Below are 16,056 nucleotides of genomic sequence, written 5' to 3' on the forward strand. Positions count from 1 at the left end.
TCAGTTCAGCGCGAACTTCTCAATGGCCCAGGCAACACCATCTTCAAGGTTGGATTTCGTAACAAAATCAGCAACCTCTTTTACGGAAGGAATTGCGTTATCCATCGCTACACCAACGCCGGCATAGTCAATCATTGCGATATCATTTTCCTGATCGCCAATTGCCATGATCTCTTCCGGTTTAATATTCAGCACATCGGCAAGAGATTTTACGCCTGTGCCCTTATTGACGCGTTTATCCAGTATTTCGAGGAAGTACGGCGCACTTTTCAGCACGGTATACTTCTCTTTCACTTCCTGTGGAATGCGGGTGATCGCCTGATCCAGTATGGTCGGCTCATCAATCATCATCACCTTGAGGAACTGGGTTGCCGGGTCCATTTTCTCTGCTTCACAGAACACCAGAGGGATGGTAGCAACGTAGGACTCATGCACTGTGTAGTAGCTGATATCGCGGTTGGCGGTATAGAGCGTGTTGCGATCCAGCGCGTGAAAGTGTGAACCCACCTCTCGCGACAATTTTTCCAGATAGCGGTAATCGTCATAGCTCAGCGTGGTTTGCGCCACCGTGCTGCCGTCGCTGGCGTTTTGTACCAGCGCGCCATTATAGGTAATGCAGTAATCGCCCTCCCGCTCCATATGCAGCTCTTTCATATAGCTGTGAACACCGGCATAGGGGCGACCGGTGGTCAGCACAACGTTAATACCCCGTTCGCGAGCGGCGGCAATAGCGTTTTTAACGGCGGGAGAAATGGTGTGATCCGGCAGCAACAGTGTGCCGTCCATATCGATTGCAATCAGTTTAATAGCCATGAGATCCCCAGATGAGATTTTTCCAGCCTCATGCTAACGCGATTCCGCTCAAAAAACAGCAGCGCGGCGGGTGGAAAAAGGGGCCAGAAAGGGGAACCGGAATTCCCCTTTTTGAAGCCGGTCAGGGTTTACGCCCGATCCGGCTGAAGGATAATCAGATATCGATGTTCGCCGCTTTCAGGGCGTTTTCTTCGATAAAGGCGCGACGCGGTTCTACGGCATCGCCCATCAGGGTGGTGAACAACTGATCGGCAGCAATCGCATCTTTCACGGTCACGCGCAGCATACGACGGCTGTCCGGGTCCATAGTGGTTTCCCACAGCTGATCCGGGTTCATTTCGCCCAGACCTTTATAACGCTGAATAGCCAGACCACGGCGGGACTCTTTGACCAACCAGTCAAGCGCCTGCTCGAAGCTGGCAACCGGCTGACGACGCTCACCACGTTCGATAAAGGCGTCTTCTTCAATCAGACCACGCAGTTTTTCGCCAAGGGTGCAAAGACGACGGTACTCACCGCCGGCAATAAACTCGTTATCCAGCGGATAGTCGGTATCCACACCGTGGGTACGCACGCGAATGATCGGCTCGAAATGGTTCAGCTCGCTGTTAACGTGAACATCGAACTTCCACTGGCTCCCGTGCTGTTCGTTCTCGTTCAGTTCGCTGATCAGCGTGTTCACCCAACGGGTAACTTTTTGCTCATCGGCCAGATCGGCTTCGGTCAGTGTCGGCTGATAAACCAGCGCTTTCAGCAGCGTACGCGGGAAGCGACGCTCCATACGCCCAATCATCTTCTGCGCGGCGTTGTACTCGGCAACCAGTTTTTCCAGTGGCTCGCCCGCTAAAGCTGGCGCACTGGCGTTGGTATGCAGCGTTGCACCATCCAGCGCGATAGCGATCTGGTACTGGTCCATAGCCTCATCATCTTTAATGTACTGTTCCTGCTTGCCTTTCTTCACTTTGTACAGCGGCGGCTGCGCAATGTAGACGTGACCGCGTTCAACGATTTCAGGCATCTGACGGTAGAAGAAAGTCAGCAGCAGGGTACGGATGTGCGATCCATCCACGTCCGCATCGGTCATGATGATAATGCTGTGATAACGCAGTTTGTCCGGGTTGTACTCATCGCGGCCAATACCGCAGCCCAGGGCGGTGATCAGCGTCGCCACTTCCTGAGAAGAGAGCATCTTGTCGAAGCGCGCTTTCTCAACGTTAAGGATTTTCCCTTTCAGCGGCAGAATAGCCTGGTTCTTACGGTTACGGCCCTGCTTCGCAGAACCGCCCGCCGAGTCCCCTTCCACCAGGTAGAGTTCGGACAGAGCCGGGTCACGCTCCTGGCAATCCGCCAGTTTACCCGGCAGGCCAGCCAGGTCCAGCGCGCCTTTACGGCGGGTCATTTCACGGGCTTTACGCGCTGCTTCACGGGCACGCGCCGCATCAATAATTTTACCGACAACGATTTTAGCGTCCGACGGATTTTCCAGCAGGTATTCGCTCAGCAGTTCGTTCATCTGCTGCTCTACCGCCGATTTCACCTCAGAGGAGACCAGCTTGTCTTTGGTCTGGGAGGAGAACTTCGGATCCGGCACTTTGACAGAAACAACGGCAATCAGACCTTCACGGGCATCATCACCGGTGGCGCTGACTTTGGCTTTCTTGCTGTACCCTTCTTTATCCATGTACGCGTTCAACGTACGGGTCATTGCCGCACGGAAACCGGCGAGGTGAGTCCCCCCGTCACGCTGCGGAATGTTGTTGGTAAAGCAGTAAATATTTTCCTGGAAACCGTCGTTCCACTGCAGCGCCACTTCAACACCAATACCGTCTTTTTCAGTAGAGAAATAGAAGATGTTCGGGTGGATCGGCGTTTTGTTTTTATTGAGGTACTCAACAAAGGCTTTGATACCGCCTTCGTAATGGAAATGATCTTCTTTGCCGTCGCGCTTATCGCGCAGACGAATAGAAACGCCAGAGTTCAGGAATGACAGCTCGCGCAGACGCTTCGCCAGAATTTCGTATTCGAACTCGGTCACATTGGTAAAAGTTTCGTAGCTCGGCCAGAAACGCACCATGGTACCGGTTTTTTCGGTATCGCCAGTTACGGCAAGTGGCGCCTGCGGAACACCGTGCTCATAAATCTGACGGTGCACTTTATTATCACGCTGGATAACCAGTTCCAGCTTCTGCGACAGGGCGTTAACCACAGAAACGCCAACACCGTGCAGACCACCGGAGACTTTATAGGAGTTATCGTCAAACTTACCGCCGGCGTGCAGTACGGTCATGATCACTTCAGCAGCAGATACCCCTTCCTCCGGGTGAATACCGGTCGGGATCCCACGGCCGTCATCCTGAACAGATACCGAGTTATCGCTGTGAATGGTGACGATAATATCTTTGCAGTACCCTGCGAGCGCTTCGTCGATAGCGTTATCTACCACCTCGAATACCATATGGTGCAGACCGGTGCCGTCATCCGTATCGCCGATATACATACCCGGGCGCTTACGCACCGCATCCAGCCCTTTCAGGACTTTGATACTGGAGGAGTCATAAGAATTCGACATCAACGTTTCTCGCTCATTTAGTCTTGGGTTAATCCGTTATTTTACCCTTTTCCACGGTGAACATCTTCGAATTTTTGTCCGACATGTCCATCACGTGTTCGGCGCTGATCGCGCTGACAAAAACCTGAGACTGCGTGGCTTTCAGGCGGCTTGCTAACAGCCCGCGCTTCGCATCATCAAGTTCCGAGGCAAAATCATCTATCAGGTATAAACAGCGGCGCCCGCTTTCTCGGGTTAAAAATTCCCCCTGCGCCAGGCGCAGCGCGCACATCAGGAGTTTTAGCTGCCCGCGAGACAGCGTATCTTCAACCGGGGCGCCATCTGCCCGTATGCGGAAATCCGCCTTATGCGGGCCATGCGCGGTATAAGTCAGCATGCGGTCACGCTCAAAATTGCGCTCCAGCACTTCGCCGTAATCCGTCTCCTTTTCCCATCCACGCTGAAAGCCGAACGTCAGGGAAAACTCGGGCAAAAACTGTTGGCAGGTATCCGCCATGTCTTCAGCAATGGCTGCGCTGTACTCGGCGCGCCAGCGGCTGATCTGTTCTGCCAGCGGGATCAGTTCTTTATCCCACGGACGTAGCTGCGCGTAATGACTCACCTGGCGCAACGCGGCGTTACGCTGTTTCAGCAGCCGTTTGAGATTGCTCCAGGCGGTAAAAAAACCGGCTTCGTTGTGAAAGCATCCCCAATCGAGGAAGGCTCTTCGGTATTTGGGGCCGCCGTTGAGTAATGTAAATCCCTCGGGCGTGATCAGCTGCATAGGCATAAGCAACGCCAGTTCCGCCACTTTATGGCCGTCTGTGCCGTCAATGCGTACTTTGCTGTCGCCAAGCTTATCTTTCGTCAGCCCGATGGCGGTTTCACGCTCCTGGCCCTGTAAACGGCCATGCAGAACAAACGCCTCCTGCTCATGGCGGATCACACGGCCGATTTGTAAACTGCGAAACGCCCGGCCATGACCCAGCGTATAGATAGCTTCCAGAACACTGGTTTTGCCGCTGCCGTTAGCGCCAACCAGGAAATTAAAGCCGGGAGATAACGCGAGATCTGCGTTCTCGATATTACGGAAGTCTTTAATGAGAAGGCGGGTCAATGACATAGTTCAGAGCATCAGTCCAGGGGCGTGAGTGTCGCAGCCAGTTCATCTACCGCCAGCGCGCAGAAAGCGGAGCGTACACGAAGTACGTGAGCATTTCGAGCACTGCCGGAAGACGAAATAGCAAGTAAACCAGCCCCTTTTCAGATTCTACAGCCGCATTGGCATAACGACATAGGCTGCGCTTTGACTCGCCGCGTCTTCAATCTGCACACTCGACACCGAATCGGTCAGCAGAATGCGCACATTTTCGCACTTCAGCGCATTCAGGACATCTAACACATAGCTAACGTTGAAGCCGATCTCCATTTCGCTGCCGGCATAGGTCACGTCGAGAAACTCTTCCGCTTCTTCCTGCTCCGGGTTGTTAGCCGTGATTTTGATCTGATTCTCGCTGACGTACAGACGCACACCGCGGAATTTCTCGTTTGAGAGGATCGCCGCACGCGCAAACGCCTGTTTCAACAGGTCGCAGCCCGCTTCCAGCGTTTTATCCGGGTTTTTCGGCAATACGCGGCGATAATCCGGGAAACGGCCATCAACCAGCTTCGAAGTAAAGATAAAATCGCCGACATGCGCGCGAATATTGTTGCTGCCGATCTGTATACGCAGCGGCGTATCGCCGCCGTCAAGCATACGCATCAGCTCAATCACACCTTTACGCGGTACGATCACCGAATGGTTTGGCAGCGATTCGCCAATCGGCATAGAGCAGACAGCCAGACGGTGGCCATCAGTAGCGACGGTGCGCAGCTCTTCACCTTCGGTTTCGAACAGCATGCCGTTTAAGTAGTAACGCACATCCTGGTGAGCCATCGAAAACTGCGTCGCTTCGATCAGGCGTTTCATGGTCGCCTGCGGCAGCGTGAACTCCACTTCGCTTTGCCAGTCGTCAAGATTCGGAAAGTCGACGGCCGGCAGGGTAGAAAGCGAGAAACGGCTGCGCCCGGAACGGATCAGCATTCGCTCGCCTTCAAGCTGCACCGCGATCTCTGCGCCTTCCGGCAGACCACGACAGATGTCAAAAAACTTACGCGCGGGAACTGTCGTCGCGCCTTGCTCGTGCGGTTGCATCAGCGCAAGCCGGGCAACCATCTCCATTTCGAGGTCGGTACCGGTCAGCGACAACGCACCTTCGGTCACCTGAAGCAGCAGGTTTCCGAGGATCGGCAACGTAGGGCGTCCGCCCAGCGGGCCGCTAACCTGTTGCAGCGGCTTTAATAAATGTTCACGTTCTACGGTAAATTTCATAGCGTCACGAAGATAAAGTTCGGATTAAATTGGAAAAATCTTCTTTGATATCATGGCTTTCTTCACGCAACTGCTCAATCTTGCGGCAGGCATGCAGAACGGTAGTATGGTCGCGACCGCCAAATGCATCGCCGATTTCCGGCAGACTATGGTTGGTCAACTCCTTTGCCAGCGCCATCGCCATCTGACGTGGGCGAGCAACCGAACGGGAGCGACGCTTGGACAACAGATCCGCCACCTTGATCTTGTAATACTCCGCCACCGTCTTTTGAATATTGTCGATAGTGACGAGTTTTTCCTGCAACGCCAGCAGATCGCGCAGCGCCTCACGCACAAAATCAATGGTAATTGCCCGGCCGGTAAAGTTGGCGTTGGCGATAACACGGTTCAGCGCCCCTTCCAGCTCGCGGACGTTGGAGCGCAGACGTTTTGCAATAAAGAAAGCGACTTCACCCGGCAAGCGAATATCGTTTTCATCGGCTTTTTTCATCAGGATCGCCACACGGGTTTCCAGCTCCGGAGGTTCGATCGCAACGGTTAAGCCCCAGCCAAAACGGGATTTCAGACGATCCTCAACGCCGTTGATCTCTTTCGGATAACGATCCGAGGTAAGAATGATCTGCTGATTGCCTTCCAGCAGGGCGTTAAAGGTGTGGAAAAACTCTTCCTGGGATCGTTCTTTATTGGCAAAGAATTGAATATCGTCAATCAGCAGCGCATCAACGGAACGGTAGTAGCGTTTAAACTCTTCGATCGCATTGTTTTGCAGGGCTTTTACCATGTCCTGGACAAAACGCTCGGAGTGCATATACACCACTTTGGCATTGGGCTTGCGCGCCACAATACCGTTGCCCACCGCATGCAGCAGGTGGGTTTTACCAAGACCGGTGCCGCCATATAAAAACAGCGGATTATAAGCGCCGCCTGGGTTGTCGGCCACCTGACGGGCTGCCGCGCGCGCCAGCTGGTTAGATTTACCTTCAACGAAGTTATCAAAGGTATGTTTCACATTAACGTTAGAGCGGTAGGTGGGTTCCGCCGGCGCAGGAACATTGTCCCAGCCTGGGCGCGCGGCAGGCGCAGCGCGTTGCACGATCACCTGAGCAGCCTGAGCGGGCGCGGCAACACTGGCGGGCTCTCTCAGAGTCTGGTTAACCGGGCGGGAACCGACTTCAAAATGCAGTTGTGGGGCGTCCGCACCGCAGAAGTCATTCAGCAGTCCATTGATATTGTTGAGATATTTATCTCTAACCCAATCGAGGACAAAACGGTTTGGCGCATACAAAGCCAACGTGTTATCGCTCAGTTCCGCCTGCAAAGGGCGTATCCACATACTGAATTCTGTGGCTGGTAACTCATCCTGCAGTCGGGCAAGACACTGCTGCCAAAGCGAAAGTGACACGGCGGACTCCACTCGAACGAAAATCGATAAATAGTAAAGACAGAAACATTAATGTTTTTTGACACACGTCGATAAGACCCAACCGGGTGACGTGCGAACCGCTATTTACGGTTTTTTTGCCCTGCTCACGATCCTGGATCGCGATCGGGACCGCGGATCATAGCGTAAACCGCGTCAGAGATCTTGTGTTTCTCACAGATTCTTCACGATTTATCCACAGGGCGATTTGGAACCGGGTAAGTGTAAACGATCCAGGGCCAGCCGCGGGACGATTTAGGCCGCATATTGGAAAATTTAATGAGTAATGCCGATTTATGGCTTAAACGATCTAATGAAGATCCTCGAGGATCCTTGCGCTTTGTAACGAGCTCCGTATAATCCTGCCCCCGGCGCGTTATGCTCTTATTCTGTCGTCGAATGCTGCTTATTTTTCGCGCGATTATGTGCGAAAATACGTGCGCTATAAGGAAAGAGAATTGACTCCGGAGTGTACAATTATTACAATCCGGCCTCTTTAATTACCCATGGCTTGCGCGCCAGTCGTTCGATATCCGTTCAGGCATACGCAAAAGTCAGTGAATTTATTCAAGTTTAGGTAGAAATCGCCATGAAACGCACTTTTCAACCGTCTGTACTGAAGCGCAACCGTTCTCACGGCTTCCGTGCTCGTATGGCTACTAAAAATGGTCGCCAGGTTCTGGCTCGTCGTCGCGCTAAAGGCCGCGCACGTCTGACCGTTTCCAAGTAATAAAGCTAACCCCTGAGTGGTTAAGCTCGCTTTTCCCAGGGAGTTACGTTTGTTAACTCCCACTCATTTCACTTTCGTCTTCCAGCAGCCACAACGGGCTGGCACGCCGCAAATTACCATCCTCGGCCGCCTGAATTCGCTGGGGCATCCCCGTATCGGTCTTACCGTCGCCAAAAAAAACGTCAAACGTGCCCATGAACGCAATCGGATTAAACGTCTGACGCGTGAAAGTTTCCGTTTACGCCAGCATGAACTGCCGGCAATGGATTTTGTGGTGGTGGCGAAGAAAGGGGTTGCCGACCTCGATAACCGTGCTCTCTCGGAAGCGTTGGAAAAATTATGGCGCCGCCATTGTCGCCTGGCTCAAGGGTCCTGATAGGCCTGATCAGGGTCTATCAGCGCCTGATTAGTCCGCTACTTGGGCCGCACTGCCGTTTCACGCCGTCTTGCTCTCACTATGGAATTGAGGCATTGCGCAGGTTTGGAGTGATAAAAGGCAGTTGGTTGACAGTGAAACGCGTATTAAAATGCCACCCTTTACACCCGGGTGGAGACGATCCCGTCCCGCCAGGACCTTCTAAAACCAGAGAACACTAACGATGGATTCGCAACGCAATCTTTTTATCATCGCTTTGTTGTTCGTGTCTTTCATGATCTGGCAGACGTGGGAGAAGGATAAAAATCCTCCTCCGGCGCAACAGACCACGCAGACTACGACCACCGCAGCGGGTAGCGCAGCCAACCAGGGCGTGCCGGCCAGTGGCCAGGGGAAACTGATAACGGTTAAGACCGATGTGCTTGATCTGACCATCAACACCCGTGGTGGTGATGTTGAGCAGGCGCAACTTCCGGGTTACCCGAAAGAGTTGGGCTCCAGCGAGCCGTTCCAACTGCTGGAAACCACCCCGGAATTTATCTACCAGGCGCAAAGCGGCCTGACCGGTCCGAATGGCCCGGATAACCCGGCAAATGGTCCGCGTCCGCTGTATAACGTGGAAAAAGATGCGTTTGTGCTGGCGGATGGCCAGAACGAACTGGCAATCCCGCTGACCTATACTGATGCCGCGGGCAACACCTTCACCAAAACCTTCACCCTGAAACGCGGTGAATATGCGGTGAACGTTGGTTATAGCGTGCAGAACACCAGCGAAAAACCGCTGGAAGTGGCAACCTTCGGCCAGCTGAAACAATCCATTAATCTGCCGGCTCACCGTGACACAGGCAGCAGCAACTTTGCGCTGCATACCTTCCGCGGCGCAGCCTACTCCACACCTGATGCGAAGTATGAGAAATACAAGTTCGATAACATCGCCGATAACGAAAACCTGAACGTCAGCTCTAATGGCGGTTGGGTGGCGATGTTGCAACAGTATTTTGCGACAGCCTGGATCCCGCGTAACGATGGTGCAAACAACTTCTACACCAGCAACCTGGGCAATGGCGTTGCGGCTATCGGCTATAAATCTCAGCCGATAACGGTTCAGCCTGGCCAGACAGGTCTGCTGAACAGCACCCTGTGGGTGGGTCCGGAAATTCAGGACAAAATGGCTGCAGCTGCACCGCACCTGGATCTGACCGTGGATTACGGTTGGTTGTGGTTTATCTCTCAGCCGCTGTTCAAACTGCTGAAATGGATCCACAGCTTCCTGGGTAACTGGGGCTTCTCAATCATCGCTATCACCTTTATCGTCCGTGGCATCATGTACCCGCTGACTAAAGCGCAGTACACCTCAATGGCGAAAATGCGCATGCTGCAGCCGAAAATTCAGGCTATGCGTGAACGTTTGGGTGACGATAAACAGCGTATGAGTCAGGAGATGATGGCGCTGTACAAAGCGGAGAAAGTAAACCCGCTGGGCGGTTGCTTCCCGCTGCTCATTCAGATGCCAATCTTCCTGGCGCTGTATTACATGTTGATGGGCTCCATTGAACTGCGTCATGCGCCGTTCGCCCTGTGGATCCATGACCTGTCTGCGCAAGACCCGTACTACATCCTGCCGATCCTGATGGGCGTAACGATGTTCTTCATTCAGAAGATGTCGCCGACCACCGTGACCGACCCGATGCAGCAGAAAATCATGACCTTTATGCCGGTCATCTTCACGGTGTTCTTCCTGTGGTTCCCGTCAGGTCTGGTGCTGTACTATATCGTCAGCAACCTGGTAACCATTCTTCAGCAGCAACTGATTTATCGTGGTCTGGAGAAACGTGGTTTGCATAGCCGCGAGAAGAAAAGCTCCTGATACGAGTAAAATTCAGACAAGGCGGTCAACTGACCGCCTTTTTTATTTTGAGATTTTGGAAAACAAACCATGAGCCATAACGACACGATTGTCGCCCAGGCCACCCCTCCGGGTCGCGGTGGTGTGGGCATCCTGCGTATTTCCGGCCGCCAGGCGCGCGATGTTGCTCAGGCAGTGTTGGGCAAGCTGCCAAAACCGCGTTATGCCGACTATCTGCCGTTTCAGGATGCAGACGGTACAGCACTGGATCAGGGCATCGCCCTGTGGTTCCCAGGGCCGAATTCTTTCACCGGTGAAGATGTGCTGGAACTGCAGGGGCATGGCGGCCCGGTGATCCTCGATCTGCTGTTAAAACGCATCCTGACACTGCCAGGGCTGCGCATCGCCAGACCAGGGGAGTTTTCTGAGCGCGCATTTCTCAACGATAAGCTTGACCTGGCGCAGGCAGAAGCCATTGCCGATTTGATTGATGCCAGTTCAGTGCAGGCCGCCCGCTCAGCGCTGAACTCGCTGCAAGGGGCATTTTCCGCCCGGGTCAATCACCTTGTGGAAGCACTTACTCACTTGCGCATCTATGTCGAAGCGGCCATTGATTTCCCGGACGAAGAAATCGACTTTCTTTCTGATGGCAAAATCGAAGCGCAATTGAATGGTGTGATTGCCGATCTCGACGCAGTACGTGCCGAAGCGCGCCAGGGGAGCCTGCTGCGAGAAGGAATGAAGGTGGTGATCGCAGGTCGACCAAACGCTGGTAAATCCAGCCTGCTGAATGCACTGGCAGGTCGTGAAGCCGCCATCGTTACCGACATTGCCGGCACCACCCGCGACGTGCTACGCGAACACATTCATATTGATGGTATGCCGTTGCATATTATCGATACAGCAGGTCTGCGCGAGGCCAGCGATGAGGTTGAGCGCATCGGTATTGAGCGTGCGTGGCAGGAAATTGAGCAAGCGGATCGCGTGCTGTTTATGGTCGATGGCACCACGACTGACGCCATAGATCCCGCAGAAATCTGGCCGGACTTTATTGCCCGATTGCCCGCCAGGTTGCCGATCACGGTTGTGCGCAACAAAGCGGATGTGACAGGCGAGACGCTGGGTATCAGCGAGGTGGGTAGTCACTCACTTGTTCGTCTTTCTGCGCGCACCGGCGAGGGCGTTGAGATCCTGCGCCAGCACCTTAAACAGAGCATGGGTTTTGATACCAGCATGGAAGGCGGCTTCCTCGCACGTCGTCGCCATTTGCAAGCGCTGGAAGCAGCGGCAGAGCATCTGCAGCAGGGTAAAGCACAACTGCTAGGAGCCTGGGCGGGAGAGTTACTGGCCGAGGAACTGCGCCTGGCTCAGCAAAACTTAAGCGAAATCACCGGCGAGTTCACTTCCGATGATTTACTGGGACGTATTTTCTCCAGCTTCTGTATTGGCAAATAAACCGGGTAAAACAGCGGGCAGGACCGGTTTTCGGCTGCCCGCCCTGGCTTCAGATGAGCGACCCCTCCGGCTCGGGTATATTATACAGCACACACACGATTAACCTTATCACCCTGCCAGTTTTGCCCTCAAACCCTTGTGGAACGATGAATGAGTGTGGTGTGGTGGTCAGATTTAGGATTATCTAAAGAAAGTGTAAATATCACCCGTTAGGACTTTTCAGATGCGAATTTCCGCATTAAAACCTATTTACTATCGGCGATAATATTGGTCACCGATTCGACTAACTCAGACCATTATCACGGAGCGAAAAATGGCTACGCATTTTGCAAGAGGGATTCTTTCAGAGGGGCACCTCGTTTCCACACGATTGCCGCTCTCCTGCCATGACAGCGCCCGTCAGCTTCCTGAGCATCGCCGCTCGCGTTACCTGGCTTCACGTGCGTTGCTCGCCGAAATGATGTTTATGCTTTACGGCATCGGCGAGCTGCCGGAGATCGTCATCCTGCCGGGTGGCAAGCCCGTGTTTGCCGATAGCAGCCTGCCGCACTTTTCGCTGGCCTATGCCGGAAACATGGTAGGGGTCGCACTTACCACCGAAGGCGAATGCGGTCTGGATATGGAGCTTCAGCGTGCCACCCGCGGCTTTCACAGTCCTCATGGGCAAAAGCAATATACCTTCACCGGTAACGAGCAACTGTGGATCAATAACCAGAACGATCCCAACGAGGCACAAATTCAACTACTGACGTTGCGCCAGAGCGTGATGAAACTTATCCACCAAATGCAGGATGATCCGGGTCTGCTGCAATTGTTGCCGGGCTCCGGGCGACTGCGCGTGGCTGAACTGGCGCAAGTTGAAGTCATGTGTGATGCTGAAGATGTTTTAATCTGGTCGGTCGCCGTTGCACCTGCTATCGAAAGTTTGAAAATCTGGGAATTTGACAGTCAAAAAGGGTGGCGTTACCTCACCGATGTGCAAACACGCGCCAATGATCCAGCCTCCCGCTTGATGCGATTTACCAGCTTACCAGCCGAAAAATCCCTGATCCCTCACTGATCCGTGAGCAAGGAGTCATCAATGTCTGCTGAACTCAAAGTTGTGACACTACTCGGGAGCCTGCGTAAAGGCTCATTTAACGCTATGGTTGCCCGCACGCTGCCGAAACTCGCCCCTGCAGGTATGGACGTCACGCCTCTGCCGTCTATCGGGGGTATTCCGCTATACGACGCGGACATTCAACAGGAAGAAGGGTTTCCGGACAGTGTTCAGGCCATTGCCGCGCAAATTCATGCGGCCGATGGCGTAGTTATTGTCACGCCGGAATATAACTACTCCGTACCGGGCGGGCTGAAGAACGCAATTGACTGGCTGTCCCGCCTGCCGGAACAGCCGCTGGCCGGGAAACCAGTATTGATTCAGACCAGCTCAATGGGTGCGATTGGCGGCGCGCGCTGCCAGTATCACCTGCGTCAGATCCTCGTTTTCCTTGATGCAATGGTAATGAACAAACCGGAATTCATGGGCGGCGTGATCCAGAACAAAGTGGATCAGCAGATGGGGGAAGTGATCGATCAAAGCACGCTTGACCATCTGACAGGCCAGTTAACGGCCTTTGCCGACTATATTCAGCGCGTTAAACGGTAATGGGTTTCCCCTCTCCCGGCCGGGAGAGGGGAATGACGCATCAATGCGCGTCAATAAAGATGATTTTCAGCAGGAACAGTAACGCAACCACAATCACGCACGGGCTGAGATCGCGAAAACGTCCGGTACCGATCTTCATCACGCAGTAAGAGATAAAGCCAAGCGCGATACCTTCGGTAATAGAGAAGCTAAATGGCATCATCACCGCTGTGATAAACGCCGGTACCGCTTCAGTCAGGTCTTCCCACTTCACTCGCGCCAGGCTGGACGTCATCAGTACGCCAACGTAGATCAACGCGCCCGCAGCGGCATAGCCAGGCACCATGCCCGCCAGCGGTGACAGGAAAATGACCAGCAGGAACAGCAGCCCCACGACGACAGCCGTCAGGCCAGTACGCCCACCCACCGACACGCCGGAGGATGACTCAATATAGGCCGTTACCGAAGAGGTGCCGATAAAAGAACCGGCAACCGACGAGATACTGTCAACAAACAGCGCTTGCTTCATGCGCGGGAATTTACCGTTCTCATCCACCAGCCCGGCTTTATCCGTTACGCCAATCAACGTACCAGAAGAGTCAAACAGGTTGACCAGCATGAAGGAGAAAATCACGCCAGCGAGGCCGATATTAAAAGAACCGGCAAGATCGACATTACCCACGACCGTCGCCACGCTCGGCGGCGCAGAAACGATGCCGTGATACTGCACATCACCCAGCATCCAGCCCAACAATGTGGTCACCACGATCGACACCAGTACGGCTGCGTGAATGCTGCGGGAAGCAAGAATAGCGATAATGAAGAAACCGAGAACACCGAGCAGAACGCTGTGGGACGTCAGGTTACCAATGCTCACCAGCGTCTCTTTATTCGGCACGATAACACCGGCGTTTTTCAGCCCCATCATACCGATAAATAAACCGATACCACTGGTGATCCCAACACGCAGGCTGACCGGAATGTTGGCAATCATCCAGTAACGCACACGGAATACGGTCAGCAACAGCAGGCCAACAGCACCCCAGAAAATAGCGCCCATTCCGATTTGCCATGGCAGGCCCATTGCGCCAACCACGACAAAGGCGAAGAACGCATTCAGTCCCATGGCCGGAGCCAGTGCGACGGGTAAGTTGGCCACCAGCCCCATCAGAATACTGCCGAAGGCAGCAATCAGACAGGTGGTCACAAATACTGCGCTGGTATCCATTCCGGCGACGCCTAAAATTTGGGGGTTAACAAAAACGATATACACCATCGTCAAAAACGTCGTAAAACCGGCGATCACTTCGGTGCGTGCCGATGTGCCATGCTCGCGCAATTTAAAGACGCGCTCAAGCATCCCCTGGCCCGACGGCTGGGTAGTGTGTTGTTGGCTCATTATCAATTTCCGGAATAGGAGGGAAAATTCGTCGCTATCCTATACCAAAATGAGACAATGTTGACGGTTATCACACACTTTTTTTCATTGAATTTACTTATACGGCAACGATTGCGTCCCGCCATCTGCGTTAAGTAAACGTTAAACTAAACACGAAACAGGAAACGGCATGTCCCAAATTGAAGCAGTATTTTTCGACTGTGACGGCACCCTGGTCGACAGTGAGGTAATTTGTTCCCGCGCTTACGTGCATATGTTTAAGGAATTTGGCATCACCCTGGATCTGGATACCGTCTTTAAACGCTTTAAGGGCATGAAGCTGTACGAAATTATTGATGTGATTGCACAAGAGCATGGGGTAACGCTGGCGAAAGAAGCGCTGGAGCCCCTCTACCGCGCGGAAGTGGCACGGCTGTTTGATACAGAGCTGGACGTCATTGCTGGTGCCGGGGCGCTGCTGGATGCGGTAAGCGTACCCATGTGCGTGGTTTCTAACGGACCGGTCAGCAAAATGCAACACTCGCTGGGCAAATTAGGTTTGCTACATCACTTTCCTGACAAACTGTTCAGTGGTTATGACATCCAACGCTGGAAGCCCGATCCGGCGTTAATGTACCATGCGGCTGAGGCCCTGAAGGTTGATCCGGTAAACTGCATTCTGGTGGATGACTCCACCGCCGGTGCCCAGTCAGGCATTGCGGCGGGAATGGAAGTGTTTTACTTCTGCGCCGATCCGCATAACAAGCCTATCGACCACCCGAGAGTGACGACATTCACGGAGTTAGCGCAGTTGCCAGCGCTGTGGCGCGCACGCGGGTGGACTCTTACGCGTTAAACCCAACCACTAAACAGGATGTTTTTATGGCTCAGGCAAATCGCCCTTTACCGGTATTTAAATATCACCCTCAACCCCTTGAAACGGGGGTCTTTTTCGACGACAAAATCGTCACATGCGCCTGCTGTCAGCAATCGACCGGGGTGTATTACACCAATCCGTTCTATAGCAGAGAAGAGATTGATTACCTCTGCCCGTGGTGTATTGCAGACGGCTCTGCTGCGCAAAAATTCGATGGCAGCTTTCAGGATGAAGCCAGCATTGATGGCGTAGAAGGTGAATTTGACTATGAAGGTGAATTCACCGGTTTCAAAAACCCCTGGCCTGAGGCCAGCCTGATTGAGCTTACTGAACGAACTCCCGGGTACTGCGGGTGGCAACAAGAGCACTGGCTGGCACACTGCAACGATTTTTGCGCCTTTGTCGGTTATGTCGGCTGGGAAGAAATTGCCGATAAACTGGATCAGTTTGTCGATCTGCATGCTGACTGCCACGCGATCGGTATTGAATACGATAAATTAGCGCAATATTTGCGGGATGGTGGAGACTGCCAGGGGTATTTATTCCGTTGTTTACACTGCGGAAAACTGCGGCTGTGGGCCGATTTTTCCTGATGACAACGCAAAAGGAGTACAC

The 16,056-nt window shown here is 53.4% G+C and carries 15 protein-coding genes; 9 read left to right on the forward strand and 6 right to left on the reverse strand.

The window, feature by feature from the left end:
- The 5 genes from yidA to dnaA all read right to left on the reverse strand — a co-directional run bounded on the left by yidA (window position 1) and on the right by dnaA (window position 7,134).
- Complete coding sequence (gene yidA / locus RTX30_RS19215; RefSeq protein WP_312691766.1) at window positions 1-813, reverse strand: sugar-phosphatase; 813 nt, start codon at window positions 811-813, stop codon at window positions 1-3.
- 154 nt (window positions 814-967) lie between these two features.
- The gene (gyrB, locus tag RTX30_RS19220) at window positions 968-3,382 is read right to left on the reverse strand and encodes a DNA topoisomerase (ATP-hydrolyzing) subunit B (protein WP_312691767.1); all 2,415 of its coding nucleotides are present in this window, start codon (window positions 3,380-3,382) and stop codon (window positions 968-970) included.
- A 28-nt stretch (window positions 3,383-3,410) separates the two neighbouring features.
- A complete protein-coding gene (recF, locus tag RTX30_RS19225) occupies window positions 3,411-4,484 on the reverse strand; it encodes a DNA replication/repair protein RecF (protein WP_312691768.1) in 1,074 nt (357 codons plus the stop codon).
- Window positions 4,485-4,631: 147 nt separating this feature from the next.
- On the reverse strand, window positions 4,632-5,732 hold the full coding sequence (dnaN, locus tag RTX30_RS19230) for a DNA polymerase III subunit beta (RefSeq protein WP_312691769.1): 1,101 nt from the start codon (window positions 5,730-5,732) through the stop codon (window positions 4,632-4,634).
- 4 nt (window positions 5,733-5,736) lie between these two features.
- Complete coding sequence (dnaA, locus tag RTX30_RS19235) at window positions 5,737-7,134, reverse strand: chromosomal replication initiator protein DnaA (RefSeq protein ID WP_312691770.1); 1,398 nt, start codon at window positions 7,132-7,134, stop codon at window positions 5,737-5,739.
- Window positions 7,135-7,741: 607 nt separating this feature from the next.
- Between dnaA and rpmH the strand changes: the two genes are divergently transcribed.
- From rpmH to RTX30_RS19270, 7 genes are all read left to right on the forward strand, one after another.
- Complete coding sequence (rpmH, locus tag RTX30_RS19240; protein ID WP_000831330.1) at window positions 7,742-7,882, forward strand: 50S ribosomal protein L34; 141 nt, start codon at window positions 7,742-7,744, stop codon at window positions 7,880-7,882.
- A 16-nt stretch (window positions 7,883-7,898) separates the two neighbouring features.
- Window positions 7,899-8,258 carry a ribonuclease P protein component gene (gene rnpA / locus RTX30_RS19245; RefSeq protein ID WP_017458071.1) on the forward strand — a complete coding sequence of 120 codons (360 nt, stop codon included), beginning with the start codon at window positions 7,899-7,901 and terminating at the stop codon, window positions 8,256-8,258.
- Window positions 8,222-8,479, forward strand: coding sequence for a membrane protein insertion efficiency factor YidD (gene yidD / locus RTX30_RS19250; RefSeq protein WP_312691771.1), 258 nt, complete (start codon window positions 8,222-8,224; stop codon window positions 8,477-8,479). The genes rnpA and yidD overlap by 37 nt, the downstream gene beginning before the upstream one ends.
- A 2-nt stretch (window positions 8,480-8,481) precedes the next feature.
- On the forward strand, window positions 8,482-10,125 hold the full coding sequence (yidC, locus tag RTX30_RS19255; RefSeq protein ID WP_312691772.1) for a membrane protein insertase YidC: 1,644 nt from the start codon (window positions 8,482-8,484) through the stop codon (window positions 10,123-10,125).
- A gap of 69 nt (window positions 10,126-10,194) precedes the next feature.
- The gene (gene mnmE, locus RTX30_RS19260; RefSeq protein WP_312691773.1) at window positions 10,195-11,559 is read left to right on the forward strand and encodes a tRNA uridine-5-carboxymethylaminomethyl(34) synthesis GTPase MnmE; all 1,365 of its coding nucleotides are present in this window, start codon (window positions 10,195-10,197) and stop codon (window positions 11,557-11,559) included.
- 313 nt (window positions 11,560-11,872) lie between these two features.
- A complete protein-coding gene (locus tag RTX30_RS19265; protein WP_312691774.1) occupies window positions 11,873-12,619 on the forward strand; it encodes a hypothetical protein in 747 nt (248 codons plus the stop codon).
- 21 nt (window positions 12,620-12,640) lie between these two features.
- A complete protein-coding gene (locus RTX30_RS19270; RefSeq protein WP_409429833.1) occupies window positions 12,641-13,207 on the forward strand; it encodes an NADPH-dependent FMN reductase in 567 nt (188 codons plus the stop codon).
- A 40-nt stretch (window positions 13,208-13,247) separates the two neighbouring features.
- Here the strand turns inward: RTX30_RS19270 and RTX30_RS19275 are convergent, their stop codons facing one another.
- Entirely contained in the window at window positions 13,248-14,585 is a 1,338-nt protein-coding gene (locus RTX30_RS19275; RefSeq protein WP_312691776.1) for an NCS2 family permease, read from the reverse strand.
- Between the two features lie 169 nt (window positions 14,586-14,754).
- Here RTX30_RS19275 and yieH point away from each other — a divergent pair, with 169 nt between their 5' ends.
- Together yieH and cbrC are read left to right on the forward strand one after the other, a co-directional pair.
- Window positions 14,755-15,420, forward strand: a complete 666-nt coding sequence (gene yieH / locus RTX30_RS19280; protein ID WP_312691777.1) for a 6-phosphogluconate phosphatase — start codon at window positions 14,755-14,757, stop codon at window positions 15,418-15,420.
- Between the two features lie 26 nt (window positions 15,421-15,446).
- The gene (gene cbrC, locus RTX30_RS19285) at window positions 15,447-16,034 is read left to right on the forward strand and encodes a PF03691 family colicin E2 tolerance protein CbrC (RefSeq protein ID WP_312691778.1); all 588 of its coding nucleotides are present in this window, start codon (window positions 15,447-15,449) and stop codon (window positions 16,032-16,034) included.
- Window positions 16,035-16,056 lie beyond the last annotated feature (22 nt).

The organism is Kosakonia sp. (assembly GCF_032052965.1).
Classification (GTDB): Bacteria; Pseudomonadota; Gammaproteobacteria; order Enterobacterales; family Enterobacteriaceae; genus Kosakonia.

Bases quoted from the DNA above. Each gene is read 5' to 3' on its own strand.
- dnaN (WP_312691769.1), bottom strand. From the start codon at position 5,732: ATGAAATTTACCGTAGAACGTGAACATTTATTAAAGCCGCTGCAACAG.
- cbrC (WP_312691778.1), top strand. From the start codon at position 15,447: ATGGCTCAGGCAAATCGCCCTTTACCGGTATTTAAATATCACCCTCAA.
- yieH (WP_312691777.1), top strand. From the start codon at position 14,755: ATGTCCCAAATTGAAGCAGTATTTTTCGACTGTGACGGCACCCTGGTC.
- RTX30_RS19275 (WP_312691776.1), bottom strand. From the start codon at position 14,585: ATGAGCCAACAACACACTACCCAGCCGTCGGGCCAGGGGATGCTTGAG.
- recF (WP_312691768.1), bottom strand. From the start codon at position 4,484: ATGTCATTGACCCGCCTTCTCATTAAAGACTTCCGTAATATCGAGAAC.
- yidA (WP_312691766.1), bottom strand. From the start codon at position 813: ATGGCTATTAAACTGATTGCAATCGATATGGACGGCACACTGTTGCTG.
- rpmH (WP_000831330.1), top strand. From the start codon at position 7,742: ATGAAACGCACTTTTCAACCGTCTGTACTGAAGCGCAACCGTTCTCAC.
- yidD (WP_312691771.1), top strand. From the start codon at position 8,222: ATGGCGCCGCCATTGTCGCCTGGCTCAAGGGTCCTGATAGGCCTGATC.
- RTX30_RS19270 (WP_409429833.1), top strand. From the start codon at position 12,641: ATGTCTGCTGAACTCAAAGTTGTGACACTACTCGGGAGCCTGCGTAAA.
- gyrB (WP_312691767.1), bottom strand. From the start codon at position 3,382: ATGTCGAATTCTTATGACTCCTCCAGTATCAAAGTCCTGAAAGGGCTG.
- mnmE (WP_312691773.1), top strand. From the start codon at position 10,195: ATGAGCCATAACGACACGATTGTCGCCCAGGCCACCCCTCCGGGTCGC.
- yidC (WP_312691772.1), top strand. From the start codon at position 8,482: ATGGATTCGCAACGCAATCTTTTTATCATCGCTTTGTTGTTCGTGTCT.
- RTX30_RS19265 (WP_312691774.1), top strand. From the start codon at position 11,873: ATGGCTACGCATTTTGCAAGAGGGATTCTTTCAGAGGGGCACCTCGTT.